Genomic DNA, 20,324 nt, shown 5'->3' on the forward strand with positions numbered 1-20,324 from the left:
AATCTCAGCTGCGAGTTGTAAAAATGTTCAAGAAATTCAAAGATATCTTTGGCAGTATTGCTGTAAAGTTTACTTTGATCCTGCTGATGCTGGCTGCAACGACGGCCATTGCTGTTGTACTGAGTTATCTTGTTTTTGGAAATACATCGCAGCAGTTGTCGGGTCTAAGCCGGGATCGTTTGCCCGAGTTGCGTAGAAGCACGGCCCTGGTGGTGGCGGCCAGTGATTTGCAGGATGGTCTGGCTGCTACACTGGCAGCGACAGAACTGGCGGATCTGGCTGAACAAAGACAAAATGCACAACAGCACATTGACCGCCTTCAAGGTATTATAGATCAGCTTGGGGATCAGCATAGTGTCGCAATTCAACCCGCACTTGAAGACGTTGCGCAAAATCTTCCGCAGCTGATCGAGGCGAGGGTCGTGGATTTTGAGACAGAAGAAGCGATCTCAAAATCGATCAATGATTGGCGTGACCAAAGTGCACGTATCACAGAACGGGTCATTGAACTGTCTGATAACGCATTTTTCGATTTGACCATCGGTGGTGAGGAAACGGTCGGCAGGGTCGACGCGACCTTGAGAAGCATCGTCGAAAACGATGTTGCGGCATTGCAATTGGCTTTGCAGGCAAAGTCGGAAATCAGCTTGTTGTCCGGCGTTGCCATTGCCGCTGCGCAAGTGCGTGACCCCTCGGTGAAATCCATTTTGCGTGATTTGAACGAATCTTCACTTAATCGTCTTGAGAATTTGATGGCCGCAATTGCGGAAAACCCTCGGCTAGAGCTTGATCTTGAACAGTTGAATCAGACCGCTGAAGTGTTCCGTCGTGCCAGCGCGGAAAATGCAATCATGACCCAAGCGCTTCGCGAACGCATTTTGTCTGAGCGTCAGAAAAGCGATGCAGCCATTTCGACCGCTGTGGACAATGCGATCTTTGAGTTGACGATTAATTCTGAACTGGCTAGTTCAGAAAATACCGATGCGATTCAATCGTTACTATCGGTTCAGGTTAAGAATTTGCGTGATCTGGCCGAGCTGAATATCGCAAAAGAAACGTATTTTGCCACGATCCTTGAGGTCGCTGTTGCCCAAAATGCGGCTGACCTTAACGTGACCTCGCAAACGCTGGATACGTCCTATGCGGCACTGACAGGCTTGCTTGCAAGTGCAGATGCCGAGCTGCAAGAAATGTTTCAACCGCTTCTGAGTGCCCATGATGAAGGGACGGGCATAAAGGCTCTGCGTGGCAAAACGATTTCAGCACAACAGCAAACGCGTGAGCTGTCAGAGTCAGCACTGCAAAGTGTAAGCGAGATTGCTAATCAAGCTGCTGATATCGGCCAACAATCGGTTGTTTTGATCGAACAGACAGCAACAGACATCACATCAGATGTGGTGGATGCGAAACAACAAATGGTTGCTGTGGCTATTGCGTGTATCGGTCTTTTGGTTGTGACGCAGATTATGACGTACTTCGTTGTCATACGACCGATCAAACGCCTTACCAGCACAACAGAACGTCTGGCTGCCCAAGATCTGGAACCTGTTGTCGGATTTGACGAAATGTCCGGCGAAATCGGTCGTATGGGCCGGGCTTTGAAGGTATTCCGTGACGGTATGGTTGAAACGAACCAGCTTCGGCTTGAGGAAGAACAGCGCAAAGCAGACGAAATAGAAAAGCAGCGTTTGATCGAACAAGAGAAGCGTGATCGTGAGGAAGCAGAACGCGAAGCGGCTCTGAACGCAGAAAAGGCCGAGCGGGAACGGCTTGCAGCAGAAGAAGCCGAGCGGGATCGACTGCGCAAAATGGCCGATGCCGAGCGTCAGGCGCATGCCGATGAACAGTCTGCCGTCGTAACAGCTTTGGCTGACGGGCTGAAAAAACTGGCCGCCGGAAACCTTGATGCCCAAATCAACGAAGAATTCGCAGGCAGCTACGAAGATCTTCGCAAGGACTATAATGTCGCGGTCGGGCAACTTGCTACAGTGATTGGAAACATCACTTCCAGCGGCCATACGATTGCTGATACGTCAACGGAAATATCATCGGCGGCCAGCGATCTGTCAAAAAGAACCGAAAATACAGCAGCAACACTGGAAGAGGCTGCAGCTGCGCTTGAGCAACTGACAGCATCTGTCAAACAGGCCAGTGAAGGTGCAGTTCGTGTTGACACTGTTGTAAAACATGCCAAGGACAATGCTGAGAAAAGCAGCAAAGTTGTTGAAAACACGATTGTAGCGATGGGCCAAATTGAAACATCGTCGGGTAAAATTGCCAAGATCGTGGATTTGATCGATGACATCGCCTTCCAGACCAATCTGTTGGCGTTGAACGCCGGTGTAGAGGCCGCGCGGGCTGGCGATGCTGGCCGTGGTTTTGCAGTTGTCGCGTCAGAAGTGCGCAACCTTGCCCAAAGGTCATCCGACGCTGCCCGCGAGATTGGTCAACTGATCTCTGAAAGTGGAAGCCAAGTCAGTCGTGGTGTGGAACTGGTCGGTGAAACAGGGCAGGCCCTGGATGCCATTGTGGTGTCAGTCTCGGAAATTGCATCGCAGATTGCTGAAATCGTCACCGCCGCGCAGGAACAGTCCCATGGTATCACTGAAATCAATCAAACTGTCAGCGCGATCGAACAATCGACACAGCAAAACGCAGCAATGGTTGAGGAAACGACGGCCGCGAGTGTGTCGATGAAACAGCAGGCCGATATACTGGCACAGGCGATTTCAAGCTTTAAAATACCGCCGCAATTTGCGAAGGGTGAAAAACCGGCGATGGATGACAGTCAGCCAGAACCAAGCCGACGAAAGCAAAAGCTTTCGGTTGTCTCAACCTCTGGAAATCTGGCTGAGGTCGCCGAGATTGATGATCTTGACGACGACTGGCAAGATTTTTGACATTGAACGATCAGGATAAGAGTTGCCATAATGACTTGCGGCGACTCTTATCCTGACCACATGATCATATGACACTTACTATTCTGAATTTGCCGGGAGGCACGATTAAGCTTTATACAATTGCATCTTCCCTGAAGGGCTTTTTGCTGAGTATGCGATTGACGTTCAGACAACTCAGATCGATTGATCTGTATTCACCAAAGACAAGCATTTCAGCCAACCCGCGGCCGACCGCTGGCGCTTGTTGAAGGCCATGGCCGCTAAATCCATTTGCAAGAAAAAGGCCTTTTAACTTTGGATGTGGTCCGACGATTGCATTCTGATCCAAGACATTAAATGCGTAGTGACCGACCCAATATCGCAGAACCTTAACAGCATCAAAAAGGGAAGAGCGCCTGTAAAGTTTCGGCCAGATTGAGTCCTCAAACTGATTGTAGTCGGCGGTAAAATCATCCAAGGCAACGGCCCTATCGTTTGATGGCACCGTTGCACAGATCCATTGGTTGCCCTCGGGGCGAATATAGTAGCCTGCAGGATCGATAATTAACGGTGCATCCGGAAAACGGGCATGAGGCGCGTCGATGAAGAATACAGTGCGTTTGCGCGGTTCGACGGGCAGATCCAAGCCGACCATTTTCAATATGTTCGCCGCATTGGTCCCGGCGGCATTCACGACGGCACCAACACTGATTACACCCTTTTTTGACAGAACTGCACGCGAAATCATCTTGTTTTTAGTCTGGATGGCCTGAACGTCGTCCTGAATGAAATCGCATCCTTGCTGCTTGGCGGTTTTTTGAAAGGCATGCAGAAGGCTCATGTTGTCAAACCAGCCTTCATTGGACGATCCGAATGAACCTGATGTGATATCGTCAAACTGCATCCAGGGAAATCTTGAGACCAGCTCATTCGGGGACAAAAAAATAGTTTCCGCACCAAGTTTATTTTGAAGTGAGGCGGCCTTTGAAAGATGCCGCGCGGCATCTTCGGTTGATGATAGAAAAAGATAACCGTTTTCGTGAAATGGTATTGGATCGCAGTCAAGATACTCTGGGGCCGATTTTAGAAATTCCGCGCCAAACTGCGAAATCTTGATGTTAACTGCGGTTGTAAATTGCTGCCGAATGGACGCGACCGACAACGCTGTTGACGCATATCGGTACTGCATATCGCGTTCTACCACCAGAACCCGAAGGCCTGGTGACAGACGGGTTAGCCAATATGCAACCGCACTGCCAGTGATCGCGCCGCCAATAATCAGAACATCGTATTGCATCAATTATCCTCAGTACAATGTGTTATTTCAGCAAATCCACCCAGAGGCGATAGACTTCACCCGCTGCCTATTCTAAACCAACGAAAAAATATGGAACAAGAATGCAGTCGATCCTGATTTTAAATGGTCCGAATCTGAACCTTCTGGGGACCCGCCAGCCTGATGTCTATGGCAGCGTAACGCTTGATCAGATCGAGGCGCAGTGCCGGTCAAAGGCGCAGGACGCAGGCATTTCTGTTGCGTTTACCCAAAGCAACCACGAGGGCACCTTGGTTGATGCAGTTCAAGAGGCATCGTCGCAATATGACGGGATCGTACTGAACGCCGGGGCTTACACCCATAGCTCGATCGCCTTGATGGATGCTATTTCGTCCGTCGGTTTACCTGTCGTAGAAGTCCATCTGTCCAACATTCATGCCCGCGAAGCATTTCGTCACACATCCTTTATCGCACCCGTTGCAATTGGCCAGATTTGCGGGTTCGGGGCGCATGGATATATTTTGGCACTTGACGCGCTGATATCGTATCTGGAGGCTGAGACATGATTGATCGTGCGTATCTTGAGTCGATCCTAAAATCCCATTCGATCGAAGAGATTTGGACGTTGCACACCGCCAAAATGTCCGAATATGGCTTCGATCGGCTAATGTATGGATACACGCGGTTTCTGACGGCCAGTTCATTGGGCGACCCCGAAGATCTGTTGGTTCTGACCAATCATCCGACAGACTATACCGATCAGTTCCTGAATGAACGGCACTATTATCATGCGCCATTGACGCGATGGGCGCGGGAAAACAATGGCGCCGTCAGTTGGAATATTATCACCGAGATGGAAAAGAAAAACATGCTGACCCCAAGTGAGCGGCGTGTGATCGATTTTAACCATTCAAAAGGAGTGGTTGCAGGCTATTCGATCAGTTTCCATTCGGTTTCGGTGCGTTCCAAAGGGGCAATATCGCTGACGGCCAGAAATGGTATGGCGCAGTCCGAAGTTGATAAGCTTTGGAAAGAACATGGGCGTGATATTGTTGTTATGAACAACGTCGCGCATTTGAAAATTATCACGCTTCCTTATTTTGGTGCACGCCGCAGCCTGACAAAACGCCAGCGCGAGGCGCTAGAATGGGTAGGTGACGGGAAAACCACCCAGGATATTGCTAAAATTATGGGTTTGACGCCCGCAACGATTGAAAAACATCTTCGTCTGGCGCGTGAGGCGTTAGACGTCGAAACAACTGCCCAAGCCGTTTTGAAAGCAAGTGTTCAGAATCAGATCTTCATTCTTGAAGTTTGACACAACCGAAAACAACTTTTCGAAGAACTATACACTCGTAAGGCGATAATTGTTTCCGATTCAGCCGTATTAAAGAGGCTGACTGCAGAAAAATGACGAAGTAAAAGGGGAAAAACCGCTAATTATTCGTCATTTTTTCGAAAAGGTAAGGAATCCCGCACTTCCTTAACGCCAGGTAAATTTGCATTCTACACATGTTCCGTGAGTGGAGGCTAAGCCTTTGGAACAGGGCCGTATCCCCTGAGATTACAGGGCAATGCGGCCCGCCCGGTACTATTCCGGGAGCCGGTGACAGGCCTGGTTTTAAACCTGCTTATCGGCAACCCGATGCGTCCTGCCTCATCCCCAAGTGGGGCGCAAAGGTTAGCGGTGTCGTCAACGCCCGGCGGCACCGCTTCAAAACCAAAGACTTTTAAAGCAGTCTTTTCAGCACGAAAACGCCCCGGAATTTTCCGGGGCATTTCTTTTTCATGCTTTAGCCTTGGGCCGCCTTGGCAACTTCGGCGGCAAAGTCTTCTTCAACTTTTTCGATGCCTTCACCGACTTCCAGGCGCTTGAAACCTGTGATTTCAACATCTGCTTCCTTAGCGGCGGCTTCGACGGTCAGATCGGGGTTCAGCGCGAACTGTTGACCCAACAGTGTGACCTCGGACATAAATTTCTTCATCCGACCTTCGATCATCTTTTCGATGACTTGCTCGGGCTTGCCGCTTTCACGGGCCTGTTCGGTCAAAATCTGTTTTTCGCGTTCAACCACTGCAGGATCAAGGTCATCGGCCCCAAGCGAGGCTGGGTTTATCGCGGCAATGTGCATCGCCACCTGGCGCGCAAATGTGTCGTCGCCACCGTTGAAAGCAACCAGAACGCCGATCTTACCCATGCCTGCAACAGCAGGGTTGTGCACATAGGACACAACGTTTTCACCGGTCAGAGACGCCATGCGACGCAGCGACATGTTTTCACCGATTGTCGCGATTTTGTCGGTGATCATGTCTTCGATCTTTTTACCGTCAACGTCGGCCGCCTTCAGGGCGTCGACATCATCAGCGGTCAAAGCCGCGCTTGCAATCTTACCGACCATGTCCTGGAATTCGGCATTTTTCGCAACGAAGTCAGTTTCCGAGTTGACTTCAACCGCCACACCTTTTGCGCCATCAACCTGTACGGCCACCAGGCCCTCGGCTGCGGTGCGGCCGGATTTCTTGGCCGCCTTCGCCAGGCCCTTTGTACGCAGCCAGTCGATAGCGGCTTCCATGTCGCCATTGTTTTCAGTCAGCGCTTTTTTCGCGTCCATCATGCCCGCGCCTGTTTTGTCGCGCAGCTCTTTCACCAATGCAGCCGTGATCGCCATCTTGGGTCTCCTTGATTATCTGATAGCTTCGCCGCGGGCCTAGCCCGCAGCCGATGTCAGTTTTGTGACGGTTCAGCCTTCTGCGGTTTCCTTCGCAGGGGCCTCTTCTGGCGCCTCAGTCGGCGCGGCTTCGGCAACGGCTTCTTCAACAGGGGCCTCTTCCATCTCGCCCAGGTCGATACCTGCAGCACCCAATTGCGCGCTCATACCTTCCAGCGCGGCGCGTGCGGCCAGATCACAATAAAGGCTGATGGCGCGCGCGGCGTCGTCATTGCCTGGGATGATATAATCAACACCATCTGGCGAACAGTTCGTGTCGACCACGGCGACAACAGGAATGCCTAATTTCTTGGCCTCGGCAATTGCCAGATCTTCCTTGTTCACATCAATGACAAACAACAGATCAGGCACGCCGCCCATTTCGCGGATACCGCCAAGGGATGCCTGCAGTTTGGCTTGTTCGCGTTCCATGCCCAAGCGTTCTTTCTTGGTCAGACCTTCGGCGCCGGTTTCCATCTTTTCATCGATTTCGCGCAGACGGTTGATCGATTGCGACACTGTTTTCCAGTTTGTCAGCGTACCACCCAACCAGCGGTGGTTCATGTAATACTGCGCGCATTTTTCAGCCGCTTCAGCAATCGGGCGCTGTGCCTGACGCTTGGTGCCGACAAACAGAATGCGACCACCCTTGGCGACAGTTTCCTGAATGACCTGCAGGGCGGCGTCCAGCATCGGGACGGTCTGCGTCAGGTCAAGAATGTGAATACCATTGCGAGAGCCATAGATGAACTCTTGCATACGGGGATTCCAGCGTTGTGTCTGGTGTCCAAAGTGCACGCCCGCTTCAAGAAGCTGACGCATGGTAAAATCGACGGCCATGTCCGTATCCTTTCCGGTTTGAGCCTCGGCGGGGTATCAGGATTCTCATCCAACCGGCGGATCTGAAAGGGATTTTTCCCCTAACGGACCCAACCCCGCCTGTGAAGTGAAGCCGCCATATAGCGAAGGTTTTTCAAGGATACAAGGGCTATTCTAAAATGGAACATCATCGGCGTTGTCGGCCGTTACAACAAACCGTGCGACGACCTTTTTGCTGCCGGCTTTGTCGAATTCGATATCCAGCTTGTCCCCTTCGATTTCCATCACGGTGCCGTAGCCGAATTTCTGGTGAAAAATCCGATCCCCGGCGGTAAAGGCTGACACCGCATCAAGATCGATGATCATATTGCTGGTTTCTTTCGGCTGGCTCATCCCGCGGGTCTGGCTGCGGGCTTGCAGGCGACGCCAACCGGGCGAGTTATAGACATTGGCCTCGGCCGCGGCGTCCTCAAGCCCGCCGCCCGCCGCCGCGCCATATCCGCCGCCGTAAAGCCCGGGCGGGGTCAGAACGTCGACGTGTTCGGCAGGCAATTCGTCAATAAAGCGCGAGGGCAGGGCGGATTGCCATTGCCCATACACCCGCCTGTTGGCGGCAAAACTGATGGTGCAGATTTCCTCGGCCCGCGTGATGCCGACATAGGCCAGACGGCGTTCTTCCTCTAGCCCCTTCAGGCCGCTTTCGTCCATCGAGCGCTGGCTGGGAAACAGCCCGTCTTCCCACCCAGGCAGGAACACGGCGGGAAATTCCAGCCCCTTGGCCGCGTGCAGCGTCATGATCGACACTTTTTCGCCGTCGCCATCGGTTTCATTGTCCATAATCAGGCTGACGTGTTCCAGAAACCCTTGCAGATTTTCAAAGTTTTCCAGGGCCTTGACCAGTTCTTTCAGGTTTTCCAGACGGCCCGGCGCCTCGGGCGTTTTGTCGTTCTGCCACATCTCGGTATAGCCGCTTTCGTCCAGAATGACCTCGGCCAGTTCGATGTGGCTTGTCTTGCCCTGTCGGACGCTGCTGACCCATCGATCCAGCCCGTCCAGCAGTTTTGCCAGTTCATTCGCGCCCTTGCCGCCGATCCCCTTGGTCGCCAGAATCAGCCGCGCCCCTTCGACGAGTGACACACCATTCGTGCGCGCCGCCATCTGGATTTTCTGCTGCGCTTTGTCACCCAGGCCGCGTTTGGGGGTATTCACGATCCGTTCAAACGCCAGATCATCGTCAGGCGACACGGCCAACCGGAAATAGGCCATGGCATCGCGGATTTCCATCCGTTCATAGAAGCGCGGGCCGCCGATCACGCGATAGGGCAGGCCGATGGTCAGAAAGCGGTCTTCAAACGCGCGCATCTGGTGGGATGCACGGACCAGAATAGCCATTTGGTCCAGCCGAAAAGGGTTCAACCCGCGGGTGCCGGTTTGCATCGCCTCAATCTCATCCCCGATCCAGCGCGCCTCTTCCTCGCCATCCCAATGGCCGATCAGACGGACCTTTTCGCCATCATTGCGATCGGTCCACAGCGTCTTGCCCAGACGCCCCTGATTGGATGCGATCACGCCAGAGGCCGCACCAAGGATGTGATGGGTCGACCGATAGTTTTGTTCCAGCCGCACCACATGCGCGCCTGGAAAATCCTTTTCAAATCGCAGGATATTGCCCACCTCGGCCCCCCGCCAGCCGTAGATCGACTGATCATCGTCGCCGACACAGCAGATGTTCTTGTGCCCACCTGCCAGAAGTCGCAGCCACAGATACTGCGCGACGTTGGTGTCCTGATATTCGTCGACCAGAATATAGCGGAACCAGCGCTGATATTGTTCCAGAACGTCCTGATGTGATTGAAAAATTGTAAGCATGTGAAGCAAAATATCGCCAAAATCGACTACGTTCAGTTCGCGAAGTCGTGGTTGATACAGCTTATAGAAGTCAATGCTTGAGAAGATGCTATTTTGTCGTGGTGCACCCTCCATTGATCGATATTCTGTTCCAGTTTCCAAATCGATCCAACGTTCTTCGCTTGATGGAACATTTTGAGGAGTCCATGCGCTATTTTTATATCTATCAATAATGCCCGCAAGCCAGCGATCTGTCGAAGCTCTAATCTCGACATCTGCCGCCGCAGCAATTTGTTTAATCAAACGCCGTTGATCGTCGGTATCTAGAATCGTAAAATTAGATTTCAATCCAACCAGTTCTGCATGACGACGTAGTAGTTTTACGCAAACTGCATGAAAAGTCCCAAGCCACGGCACACCTTCGACGGCATGACCCAACAGGGTTTCGACACGCTTCTTCATCTCGCGCGCGGCTTTGTTGGTAAAGGTCACGGCCAGAATTTCATTCGGTCGTGCGGTGCCGGTATTCAGCAGATGCGCAATACGTGTGGTCAGCGCTTTGGTCTTGCCCGTACCGGCGCCAGCTAACATCAGAACGGGGCCTTGCAGCGTTTCGACCGCCTCGCGTTGTGCAGGGTTCAGATCATCCAGATAGGACACGGGTCGCGCGGCCATCGCCCGTTGTGATAGCGGAACGGCCGCATCAAAGGCATCATCTTCAGAAAACTCATTCATGGGGCGCAACCTAGCTTGGTTGCGCCTCAAAGAAAAGAGGTGTTCACAGAATGTTCGCCCATACAGCCAGTTATTTCAAGCCTTCCACAAAGGCTATTGCAGGGCGCGCAGGGCTTCGGCCTCGTCTTCGGGCGACAGGGGCAGATCAGCGCCGGTCGAGGCCAGATATGTATCCAGCGTTTCCATCGATGACGCAGGCGCATAGCCACTTTCGTTACCGGCCGGCGCGGCAACGGCAAACTGGACTGTCCAGCTATTGTCGCGGTGACAGGCGACCGACACGATCGTTCTGCCCGTTGCCTGATCATATTCGAATTCCCGGCACAGAGTGCCTGCAGCATCGCGGAAGGTCGCAACGGCAGCAAAACGGTGCCCGCCCTGCAGTATTAATGTTTCACCAGATGGCGCGGCTGTCAGCGCCTGAACGATAGCGGGGTCCGCCAATTCAGTGATTTGCAGACTTGCGGGATTGGTTGATGGCTTTTCGGTCAGCATAAAGCCCGCGCCAAGGCCCACAACCAGGGCCACGCAGGCGGCGACGGCTGTCTGCCACATAGGCGTGCGGTTGGTGTTTGCTGGGGCAGGCGCGGTGGATGGGGCGCCGGTGAGCTGAGTGACCGCATCGGGTTTGCGGCGCGTTTTATCATCCAACTCGTGTACCCTTGCGATCAATACATCCGGCACAGGCTGATCCAGATCGGGGGCATAGGCATCGGATATCGCGCCACGACTGCCGGTGAACATCGCCAACCGATCAGCCAGTGCTGCATCCGCCGCAAGTGCCAAATCGATCTGTGACGCACGCGCTTCGTCCAGTTCACCATCGGCGTAGGCCATCAGTTCTTCGTCTGTAAAACCGCGATCGGCCATGACAAAACTCCTGTTCATTCCCCTGAAGAACGGGCGGGGTCCGAATTTATTCCCAATTTTTTTGCAACGGCGATTCTGGCGCGGGACAGTCGGCTCATGACAGTGCCGACGGGGACGCCCAATACCGCTGATGCTTCTTTATAAGATAGTTCTTCGACGCAGATAAGCATCATGACGTCACGCTGGTCATCGGGCAGGCTTTGCATCGCAGCCCGTGCGGATTTCAACATGAGCGATGTTTCGACCGTTTGAACCCCGTCGATCACACGTGCGTCGGGGGCGTCATCAATGTCGATCTCGGTGCCCTGGGTGGTCTGACGTCGCACCATATCGATCCAGGCATTGCGCAAAATGCGAAACAGCCATGCGTCCAGACGGGTTGTCGGATCAAACTGATCACGGGCGCGAAAGGCGCGTTCGACAGTGACCTGAACCAGATCGTCTGCCGTATTCGCATTCCGGCAAAGCGACAGCGCAAATCGCCGCAAATTTGGTAAAAAAGCAATAATATCATCAGCAAAATGATCAGACATGCGGTGATCTATCCAGAAAACCGATCTGTTGAAACCCCGAAAAACCAGGCGCGTTGTGGACAGGGCGGGTTTATGCCTTAATGATTACGTGAGAGGTCTTCTATTCCGGTAAGAGGCGACGTCATGTCAAAACTGCTACATCGGTTGACCGTTATTTTGGCGGTTTTCATCATTTTAGGGGCGATCTTGCCAGCAATGCGGCCCGACTGGGGTGTTGTCTCGTTCGCATATGCGGATGATGACGATGACGATGACGACGATGATGATGACGATGACGATGACGACGACGATGATGATGATGATGATGACGATGACGACGACGATGATGACGATGATGAGGAGGAGGAGGACGACGACGACGATTATGACGACGATGATGATCTAGAAGAATTGGACGACGATGATGACCGCTCTGGTCGGAACAGTGATGATCGGGAAAGATCGTCGCGTCAGTCGCGCCAAAATCAGTCCAGCGATCCCATTCGCCGTCAGGCCCGATCCGACAATGAAATCGTGGCCCTTGGTCTGAACCGTGATCAGATCAATGCGCTGCGCCAACAAGGATATGAGGTTCTGTCGTCTCGTACCGTCAATGCCGTTCAGGGGCAGACGGTGCGTCTTCGGGTGCCACGGGGCACGACATTGGACGCCGCACGGTCACAGATACAATCGATAAATGATGATGCGGTCGCAGATTATAACCATTTCTACAGGACCGAACAGTGGCAGTGCAGTGGTCTTCATTGCACCCAATTCAACCTGATTGCCCTGAACACCCCCGCTGAGACGCGCGGTCAGTGCGGGCAGAATGCGCGGATCGGAATCATCGATACTGCGGTGAATGCTGATCATGAAACATTTTTGGATCAAAACCTGAAGGTCATTTCGGAAACGCCCGACGCGCTGACCCCGTCCAGTGCGCAACATGGCACTGCCGTCACCGCGTTGCTGATCGGCAACCCTGATAGCCGATCGCCCGGCGTACTGCCGCAGGCAAATGTGGTTGCCATCGATGCCTTTTATCGTGCGGGTCAGGACGAACGCAGCGATGTTTTCATGCTGATCGACGCGATGGAACGTCTGGCTGAACAGAATGTCGACGTCATCAACATGAGCCTGTCCGGTCCACCCAATGCTCTGCTGGAAGAGACGGTCGAACGGCTGACTGAACAGGGTATCGTTATCGTCTCGGCTGCAGGTAATGGTGGCCCCAATGCGCAACCGGCTTATCCCGGCGCCTATGATGACGTAATCGCCGTCACGGCAACCGATCGCTTTAACAGTATCTATCGTCGGGCAGGGCGGGGGTCCCATATCGACATTGCCGCCCCCGGGGTTGAGGTCTGGACGGCGGCCTCAATCCGTGGCGCGCGGCCCAAGACTGGCACGTCTTTCGCGGTGCCCTTTGTCAGTGCGGCGGCTGCCATTATCAAGGCGCAGCACCCCGATCTTGGTCCTGATCAGGTTGCCGACATCCTGCAATCTCATGCGATCGACCTTGGCGCAGATGGTCAGGACGATATCTTTGGCGCAGGCCTGGTCCAACTAGACGTTCTATGCGATCGGCGGTGGCTGCAGCCCTATCTGTTGTCAGCGGGTACATTGGCCGCTGAAACCGGTGAAAAATCGGACGATGCCACGCAAAACCAGTAAGTCCTAAGGGTTGCGGCTTTGCTTTTCCGCCAGACCGGACTGATGTTGTCTGGCGTCCAGTTCGGCCAGAACGTCTGCCAAAGTCACATCGCGCGATTGCAGCATAACCAGCAGATGATACAGCACATCCGCCGCTTCGTTTGTCAGCGCCGTTTTATCGCCTTTAACAGCTTCGATCACCGCCTCGACCGCTTCTTCCCCAAATTTTTCGGCGCATTTTGCAGGGCCTTTTGCCAGCAGCTTTGCTGTCCATGAACTGTTGGGATTGGCCGTGGCGCGGTCGGCAATTGTCTGGGCCAGTTGATCAAGGGTATGCATTCAAAGCCTCATCGGTATGCCGGCGGCCGCCATATGTTCCTTGGCTTGCCGGATCGTGAAATCGCCGAAATGAAAGATCGAGGCGGCCAAAACAGCGCTGGCACCGCCTTCGGTCACGCCTTCGACCAGATGATCTAGCGTACCGACCCCGCCCGAGGCAATCACAGGGATATTCACCGCGTCTGAAATCGCGCGTGTCAGCGGAATGTTAAAGCCAGCGCGCGTGCCGTCGCGGTCCATTGAGGTCAGCAAAATCTCACCAGCGCCTTTGGCCGTCACGGTTTTGGCAAATTCGACCGCGTCGATGCCGGTGGGCTTGCGGCCACCATGGGTAAAGATTTCCCATTTGCCGAGCGCGACCGTCTTGGCGTCGATGGCCACCACGATGCACTGCGATCCAAATCGATCGGCCGCGCGGGCCACGACATCGGGGTCAGCGACGGCTGCAGAATTGAAGCTGACCTTATCAGCACCGGCCAGTAGCAGATCGCGCACATCGTCAGGCGCGCGCACGCCGCCGCCGATGGTCAGCGGCATAAAGCATTGCTCGGCCGTGCGGGTGGCCAGATCATACATCGTGCCGCGATTTTCATGGGTGGCGTGGATATCTAGAAAGCACAGCTCATCCGCGCCCGCCGCATCATAGGCGCGCGCGGACTCAACGGGATCGCCCGCATCGATCAGATCGACGAAGTTCACACCCTTGACCACGCGGCCATCGGCGACATCAAGGCAGGGGATGATACGGGTCTTCAGCATTGCCCGACCCTGATAACCGCGAATGCCCTGCGGGATCAATGGGCATTCCCCTTGCGCAACTCTGCGCATCAAGGCATGAACAGACCATGAACGAATATGCGTTTTCCCTTGCCGGTGCTGATCTGATCGCCCGCCCGTCCGGCGTTTTGTGGTGGCCTGATAGACGCGTGCTTTGCGTTTCGGACCTGCATCTGGGCAAATCCGACCGTGTGGCGCGCCGGTCGGGCGTCATGTTGCCGCCCTATGAAACCTGTGACACGCTGAACCGGCTTGAGACCGAAGTAACGGCTTTGAAACCCGCGGTTGTGATTTGCCTTGGCGATAGTTTTGACGATCTAAAGGCGGCAGACAGCCTGAGTGAGGACGAGGTGCTGTGGCTTGCGCGCCTGCAGGCCGGACGCGAATGGATATGGATCGAAGGAAACCACGACCCCGGACCGGTCGAATTCGGCGGCACACATCTGGCAGAAATGATTGTGGGTCCGTTAACTTTTCGCCATATCGCGGATCCGTCGCAACAGGCCGAGGTTTCGGGCCACTACCACCCCAAGGCGCGACTGAATGCCCGCGGCCGCGTGGTGACTCGGGCCTGTTTTCTGTACGACGACGACCGCCTGATCATGCCCGCGTTTGGCACGTACACGGGCGGTCTTTACAGCCATTCGGCAGAACTATCACAGCTTATGGCACCCGCGGCCCGTGCGGTGCTGACGGGTCAAACCGCCCAAAGCATCCCGATGCCGCGTGCTGCCGCGGTGTGACGGTACTAAAAATCAACATTTAGACATTGTTAAGACTTGTTCACCTATTCTTAGTGTGGGATGCTACATGAAAAGAGCAGTGAGAATAATCGACAGGTCCCATGCCGCACCCGAACGAGCTTTTGCGCGATATTTTTGGTTTTGATGTCTTTCGCCCCGGCCAGGAACAGATCGTCGAGGCTGTTCGCACGGGCCAGAATACCTTGGCCATCATGCCGACGGGCGGCGGAAAATCCTTATGTTATCAATTGCCTGCGCTTTGCCGGCCAGGCGTGACGCTGGTCATCAGCCCGCTGATCGCCCTGATGCGGGATCAAGTGCGCGCACTGCAAGAGGCAGGCGTGTGCGCAGGGGCCCTGACTTCGGCCAATACCGAGGATGAAACCGATGCGGTTTGGTCGGCCATCGAAAAGGGTGACCTGAAACTGCTTTACATGGCGCCCGAACGTCTGGCGACTACGGCGGCGCGCGATATGTTGCGCCGCGCCCATGTCAGCCTGATCGCGGTGGATGAGGCGCATTGCGTCAGTCAGTGGGGTCATGATTTTCGACCCGATTATCTACGCATTGGTGAACTGCGGCGACTACTGGATGTGCCACTGGCGGCCTTTACCGCGACGGCCGATAAAGAAACGCGCGCTGAAATTGTTGAAAAACTGTTTGACGGGATTGCCCCGCAGTCTTTTCTGCATGGCTTTGATCGACCCAATATCCATCTGGCTTTTGCCGTCAAAAACGGCCCTCGCCGCCAGATTTTGGATTTTGCCGATGCGCGTAAGGGACAATCGGGTATCGTTTACACAGCCACTCGCGCCAAGACCGAAACCCTGGCGCAGGCGCTGCGTGAGGCGGGGCATAGCGCCTGTTATTATCATGGCGGTATGAATCCTGACGACCGCCGTCAGGTTGAGACGCGGTTTCAACGTGAAGACGGTCTGATCGTCGTCGCCACGGTGGCCTTTGGGATGGGGATCGATAAGCCGGATATCCGGTGGGTGGCCCATGCCGATCTGCCCAAGTCGATCGAGGCCTACTATCAGGAAATCGGTCGCGCGGGGCGCGATGGGGCGCCGGCAGAAACGCTGACGCTTTATGGTCCCGATGATATCCGTTTGCGCCGGTCACAAATCGACGAAGGCTTTGCCCCCCCTGAACGTCGCGGGGCAGACCATGGCCGGCTGAATGCTCTGTTGGGTTTGGCCGAGGCCTTGGACTGTCGTCGTGCCAGCCTTCTGCAGTACTTCGGTGAAACGGGCGTCACATGCGGCAAATGTGATCTGTGCGATGCCCCGGCCGATGTATTTGATGGCACAACTGCGGTCCGCAAAGCCCTGTCAGCCATCTTGCGGACGGGCGAATATTTCGGGGCCGGGCATCTGATCGACATCCTGCTTGGGACTGAGACGGATAAGATCAAGGCGCGTGGGCATGATGCCCTGCCGACATTTGGTATTGGTAAGGAATATGATCGCCGCCAATGGCAAGCGATTTTTCGGCAGATGATGGGGCATGATCTGGTTCGTCCTGATCCCGAACGGCACGGTGCGTTGCGGATGACAGACCGTGCCCGTCCGATCCTGCGCGATGAGGACAAGATCACGCTGCGCCGCGATACGATCAAACAGGCGCTGACCCGCCCCGCCGTTAAAACACTGGTGTCCGAAGAAGATGCGCCGCTTTTGTCAGCCTTGAAGGCAAAGCGGCGTTCATTGGCCGAGGCTGCTAAAGTGCCCGCCTATATTATATTTAACGATCGTACTCTGATCGAAATGGCCGAAACCCGCCCTGCGACTCTGGACGATATGGCGAGCATCAGTGGGGTGGGTGCCAAGAAGCTGGAACGCTATGGCGCTGATTTTCTGACCGTGATCGCGGGCGAAGTCGAGTCGCTGCATCCATCCCGCCGTAAGCTGGCCGGTCGGGCCGAGGGCACGGTCTATGATCGTTTGCTTCAGGTTCAGGCGGAACTGGCCCGTGGTCCTGACGGCTGCGATAAACCGATGAGTTGTTCCGCGTCGCTTTTGGCCAAGGTGGCACAGTTGAAAACCCATGATGACGGCGCCTTGACCCGAATATTGGGTGACAGGCGCGCCGAACGGTTCGGTGCGGCCTTTCTGAATGTCCTGCGAGAGGCTTGAGGCATCACGATACGCCCCTAGATAACATCGAAATTCAAAGATTGAGGTCCCATGCTGGTCGTTGTTTCCCCTGCAAAAAAACTTGATATGAGTCCGGCCGAAGGTCTTCAGCCGACGCAGCCGCAATTTCAGGATCAAGCCAATGTGCTGGCCAAGGTCGCGCGGGGCCTGTCGGTCGGGGATCTGCAAAAACTGATGGGTATCAGTGAAAATCTGGCGCGGCTGAATGCGGATCGATTTGCCGATTTTACGCCCGCTTCTACAGTTGAAAATGCCAAACCCGCCGTTCTGGCCTTTGCTGGTGATACCTATGTCGGGCTAGATGCCGGTACCATGGATGATCAGGATCTTGTCTGGGCGCAGGGTCATTTGCGCATTTTGTCAGGTCTTTATGGCATTTTACGCCCGCTGGATTTGATGCAGCCTTATCGGTTGGAAATGGGCAGCCGCCTGAAAACGGAACGTGGCGCATCGCTTTATGATTTCTGGGGTGGGCAAATTGCACAGGCCTTGAATGAACAGGCCGCGCAAGTGGGGACTGGCATTCTGATCAATTGTGCCAGTCAAGAGTATTTCGGTGTTGTCGATCTGGGTGTGTTGAAGCCAAGGGTTGTTACGCCCGTCTTTATGGAAAACAAGTCAGGTCAGCCCAAGATCGTCAGTTTCTATGCCAAGAAAGCCCGAGGCGCGATGGCACGTTTTGTCATTGACAACCGCCTGACGGATGTCGAGGCCGTGAAAGAGTTCGATACTGGCGGATATAAGTTCCACCCGGAACTGTCCGAAGGGGATAAGTGGGTCTTTACACGCCAGTACCCTCAATAAATTTTCTTACGCCGCGGTCGTATCTTCGTTCATCTGCAAAACACAGCGTGCCTCCGTGGGCAGCGTTGATCTGATAATCTGCAATATATCGGTTTTTCGCAAAGGTTTGGTCAGGAAAAAGTCAGCCCCGGTTTCCAGGATTTGGCGGGCGTCTTCCTCCATCGCGTGGGCGGTCACGGCGCAGATCGGGACGTGTCTTTCACTGCCTTGTTCAGACGCGCGGATCTGACGTGTGGCCTCGATCCCGTCCATGACGGGCATCGAGATATCCATAAAGATAAGATCCGGGTCAAAGTCTTGACAGGCGCGCACAGCTTCCGCGCCATTTTCGACCAGTTTCAAATCCATCACAAGATCGTCCAGCATCTTGCTTAGGACAAGACGGTTGGTTTTGTTGTCTTCGGCCGCAAGAACTCGCATCTTACGACCGGTTGACCGAGCGATTATGCGATCAGCGACCGAGTTTTCGCGATTATGTTCAATTTTTTCAATGGCCTCCAGTACCGCGCGGCGTGGTACGGGCTTCAGCAGTATACCACTGATGGACTGCAGTGTTTCCTGATTGGTGATTTGTTCGCCATAAGTGCCCAAAAGAAAGATATGGCCATTTCGTCTTTCATTTGCAGCAACCTTTGTGATTTCGTCCGCGTAGATCATAGGGGCACGATCTGCGGTCATGATCATATCGAAATTACGCTCTTGTAGCAGTGCAACAGCGGCGGCTGAGGTTTCGCAAGACGTCACATCGATGCCAAGGCGCTGTAATTGACGGGTCAGTATTGATCGCGCCACGGCTTTTTGTTCAACGATCAGCGCGTTTGAGATATTGGCGGGGCATCTGGGCAGGTCGCGTTCTTCGTCCAGATCTTGGTCCAGACGGATGCGGAAGCCAAAGCACGATCCCTTGCCAAGTTCGCTTTCTACCCAGATTTGACCGTCCATCATTTCGATCAACTCTTTCGAAATCGCAAGTCCCAGTCCGGTGCCACCTGAATTGCGTGTTGATGAGCTGTTGATCTGATTGAATTTTCCAAAAATATGGTCGATCTGATCTTCGGCGATCCCAATTCCGGTATCCTCAACCGTAATATGAAGCTCCATCCGGTTGTCGGGCAGGCTGACGCCCGTGACCCGCATCAGGATATGCCCGGCTGCAGTAAATTTGATGGCATTGCCGAGAAGGTTGGTGACAATCTGACGAATGCGCACAGGATCACCTATGAAACGGGCGGGCATGAACAGATCATAATCGATCAGCATTTCAACATTGTTGGCCCTTGCTGCGGGGTTCAAAAGTGTCAGAACATCATACAAAAGTTTTTCAAAATCAAAGCATTCAGTGTTCAACGTCAACTTTCCAGCTTCGATTTTTGAATAATCCAGCACCTCATTTATGATCACCAGCAATGCCTCGGCCGAACTTTTGATTGTGTCGACATAAAGCCGCTGATCCTGCGTCAGGTCGGTATCCCGCAGTAACTCGGACATGCCGACGACCCCATTCATCGGGGTGCGGATTTCATGGCTCATATTGGCAAGAAACATGGATTTCGCCTGATTGGCCTCTTCGGCTTTCTGACGTGCTGTCTCAAGCTCGTTTTGTTGTTCCATAAGATGGTTGATTTTCCATCCCAGACAAACGATGTCGCCCGTCGATGTGCGACGATCAATTAGCTTTATGTAATCGCCGTTCCACATCTTCAGCGTATGCTGTGGAATTTTGTCCGCAATCCAACGGTCCAGCATCATTTTTTGCCAGGCGTCCGGTGACAGAGGCGCTGTATCAACAATGCCTTCTTCGCAGGCCAGTTGCAGAATGCGTTCGTAGGTGACGCCGGGACGGATTTCATCAAGTCCTTCAAAAATATAGAAATAGGCGTCATTGGCCGTGATCAGGCAGCCGGATTTATCGAAAATTGCAAATCCGTTGGTGGCAGCCTGAAGCGAATTCCATAGCCTGCGTTCGGCGGCCCCGGCCTGGCTTTGGGCTGATTGCAGGTCAGCCAGAATGCGGCGATTTTCGTCTTCGACGTATCTGGTTTTAGAGGTCAGCTTGGTGATTTCGGCGGCATGCAGGTTTTCCTGCGCAGAAAGCTGCGACTTTATCTGTGCAAGATCGCATTGCGCCTGTTCCAGCAGCTTTTCCGCCGCCAGACGCGCCCGGCGTTCTTCGGCCAGCAACATCGCCATGTCCATAAGCAC

16 protein-coding genes are annotated in these 20,324 nt (G+C 54.0%); 7 read left to right on the forward strand and 9 right to left on the reverse strand.

The features are described from left to right. Positions 1-23 precede the first annotated feature (23 nt). Entirely contained in the window at positions 24-2,900 is a 2,877-nt protein-coding gene (locus H7848_RS07195; protein WP_208349417.1) for a methyl-accepting chemotaxis protein, read from the forward strand. Positions 2,901-3,012: 112 nt separating this feature from the next. On the opposite strand, the gene H7848_RS07200 is transcribed toward H7848_RS07195, so the two are convergent. Next, complete coding sequence (locus tag H7848_RS07200; RefSeq protein ID WP_208349420.1) at positions 3,013-4,176, reverse strand: NAD(P)/FAD-dependent oxidoreductase; 1,164 nt, start codon at positions 4,174-4,176, stop codon at positions 3,013-3,015. Between the two features lie 101 nt (positions 4,177-4,277). On the opposite strand from H7848_RS07200, the gene aroQ reads away from it, so the two are divergent. Together aroQ and H7848_RS07210 are read left to right on the forward strand one after the other, a co-directional pair. Then, entirely contained in the window at positions 4,278-4,721 is a 444-nt protein-coding gene (gene aroQ, locus H7848_RS07205; RefSeq protein WP_208349422.1) for a type II 3-dehydroquinate dehydratase, read from the forward strand. After that, the gene (locus H7848_RS07210) at positions 4,718-5,473 is read left to right on the forward strand and encodes a helix-turn-helix transcriptional regulator (protein WP_208349424.1); all 756 of its coding nucleotides are present in this window, start codon (positions 4,718-4,720) and stop codon (positions 5,471-5,473) included. The genes aroQ and H7848_RS07210 overlap by 4 nt, the downstream gene beginning before the upstream one ends. 475 nt (positions 5,474-5,948) lie before the next feature. Here H7848_RS07210 and tsf read toward each other — a convergent pair whose 3' ends face one another. The 5 genes from tsf to H7848_RS07235 all read right to left on the reverse strand — a co-directional run bounded on the left by tsf (position 5,949) and on the right by H7848_RS07235 (position 11,668). After that, the gene (tsf, locus tag H7848_RS07215) at positions 5,949-6,824 is read right to left on the reverse strand and encodes a translation elongation factor Ts (RefSeq protein ID WP_208349426.1); all 876 of its coding nucleotides are present in this window, start codon (positions 6,822-6,824) and stop codon (positions 5,949-5,951) included. A gap of 72 nt (positions 6,825-6,896) precedes the next feature. After that, positions 6,897-7,703, reverse strand: a complete 807-nt coding sequence (rpsB, locus tag H7848_RS07220; RefSeq protein ID WP_208349428.1) for a 30S ribosomal protein S2 — start codon at positions 7,701-7,703, stop codon at positions 6,897-6,899. A gap of 153 nt (positions 7,704-7,856) precedes the next feature. After that, positions 7,857-10,265, reverse strand: coding sequence for an ATP-dependent helicase (locus H7848_RS07225; protein ID WP_208349431.1), 2,409 nt, complete (start codon positions 10,263-10,265; stop codon positions 7,857-7,859). 93 nt (positions 10,266-10,358) lie between these two features. Further along, positions 10,359-11,135, reverse strand: a complete 777-nt coding sequence (locus tag H7848_RS07230) for a hypothetical protein (RefSeq protein ID WP_208349441.1) — start codon at positions 11,133-11,135, stop codon at positions 10,359-10,361. A gap of 14 nt (positions 11,136-11,149) precedes the next feature. Continuing rightward, complete coding sequence (locus tag H7848_RS07235; RefSeq protein WP_208349443.1) at positions 11,150-11,668, reverse strand: RNA polymerase sigma factor; 519 nt, start codon at positions 11,666-11,668, stop codon at positions 11,150-11,152. Positions 11,669-11,791: 123 nt separating this feature from the next. Between H7848_RS07235 and H7848_RS07240 the strand changes: the two genes are divergently transcribed. Next, on the forward strand, positions 11,792-13,321 hold the full coding sequence (locus tag H7848_RS07240; RefSeq protein WP_208349445.1) for a S8 family serine peptidase: 1,530 nt from the start codon (positions 11,792-11,794) through the stop codon (positions 13,319-13,321). A 3-nt stretch (positions 13,322-13,324) separates the two neighbouring features. Here the strand turns inward: H7848_RS07240 and H7848_RS07245 are convergent, their stop codons facing one another. Both H7848_RS07245 and hisF read right to left on the reverse strand, forming a co-directional pair. Beyond that, the gene (locus H7848_RS07245) at positions 13,325-13,639 is read right to left on the reverse strand and encodes a phosphoribosyl-ATP diphosphatase (protein ID WP_208349447.1); all 315 of its coding nucleotides are present in this window, start codon (positions 13,637-13,639) and stop codon (positions 13,325-13,327) included. Next, the gene (gene hisF, locus H7848_RS07250) at positions 13,640-14,398 is read right to left on the reverse strand and encodes an imidazole glycerol phosphate synthase subunit HisF (RefSeq protein ID WP_208349449.1); all 759 of its coding nucleotides are present in this window, start codon (positions 14,396-14,398) and stop codon (positions 13,640-13,642) included. Between the two features lie 86 nt (positions 14,399-14,484). On the opposite strand from hisF, the gene pdeM reads away from it, so the two are divergent. The 3 genes from pdeM (at position 14,485) to yaaA (ending at position 18,122) form a co-directional block, all read left to right on the forward strand. Beyond that, positions 14,485-15,159 (forward strand): ligase-associated DNA damage response endonuclease PdeM, encoded by a 675-nt coding sequence (gene pdeM, locus H7848_RS07255; protein WP_208349451.1) that lies wholly within the window; start codon positions 14,485-14,487, stop codon positions 15,157-15,159. 101 nt (positions 15,160-15,260) lie between these two features. Next, positions 15,261-17,297, forward strand: a complete 2,037-nt coding sequence (recQ, locus tag H7848_RS07260; RefSeq protein ID WP_208349453.1) for a DNA helicase RecQ — start codon at positions 15,261-15,263, stop codon at positions 17,295-17,297. 51 nt (positions 17,298-17,348) lie between these two features. Continuing rightward, complete coding sequence (gene yaaA, locus H7848_RS07265) at positions 17,349-18,122, forward strand: peroxide stress protein YaaA (protein WP_208349456.1); 774 nt, start codon at positions 17,349-17,351, stop codon at positions 18,120-18,122. Between the two features lie 6 nt (positions 18,123-18,128). Here yaaA and H7848_RS07270 read toward each other — a convergent pair whose 3' ends face one another. Beyond that, positions 18,129-20,318, reverse strand: a complete 2,190-nt coding sequence (locus tag H7848_RS07270; RefSeq protein WP_208349459.1) for a response regulator — start codon at positions 20,316-20,318, stop codon at positions 18,129-18,131. Between the last annotated feature and the right edge of the window lie 6 nt (positions 20,319-20,324).

Origin of the sequence: Pseudaestuariivita rosea, assembly GCF_017592335.1 — a bacterium.
GTDB classification, from domain to species: Bacteria; Pseudomonadota; Alphaproteobacteria; order Rhodobacterales; family Rhodobacteraceae; genus Parasulfitobacter; species Parasulfitobacter rosea.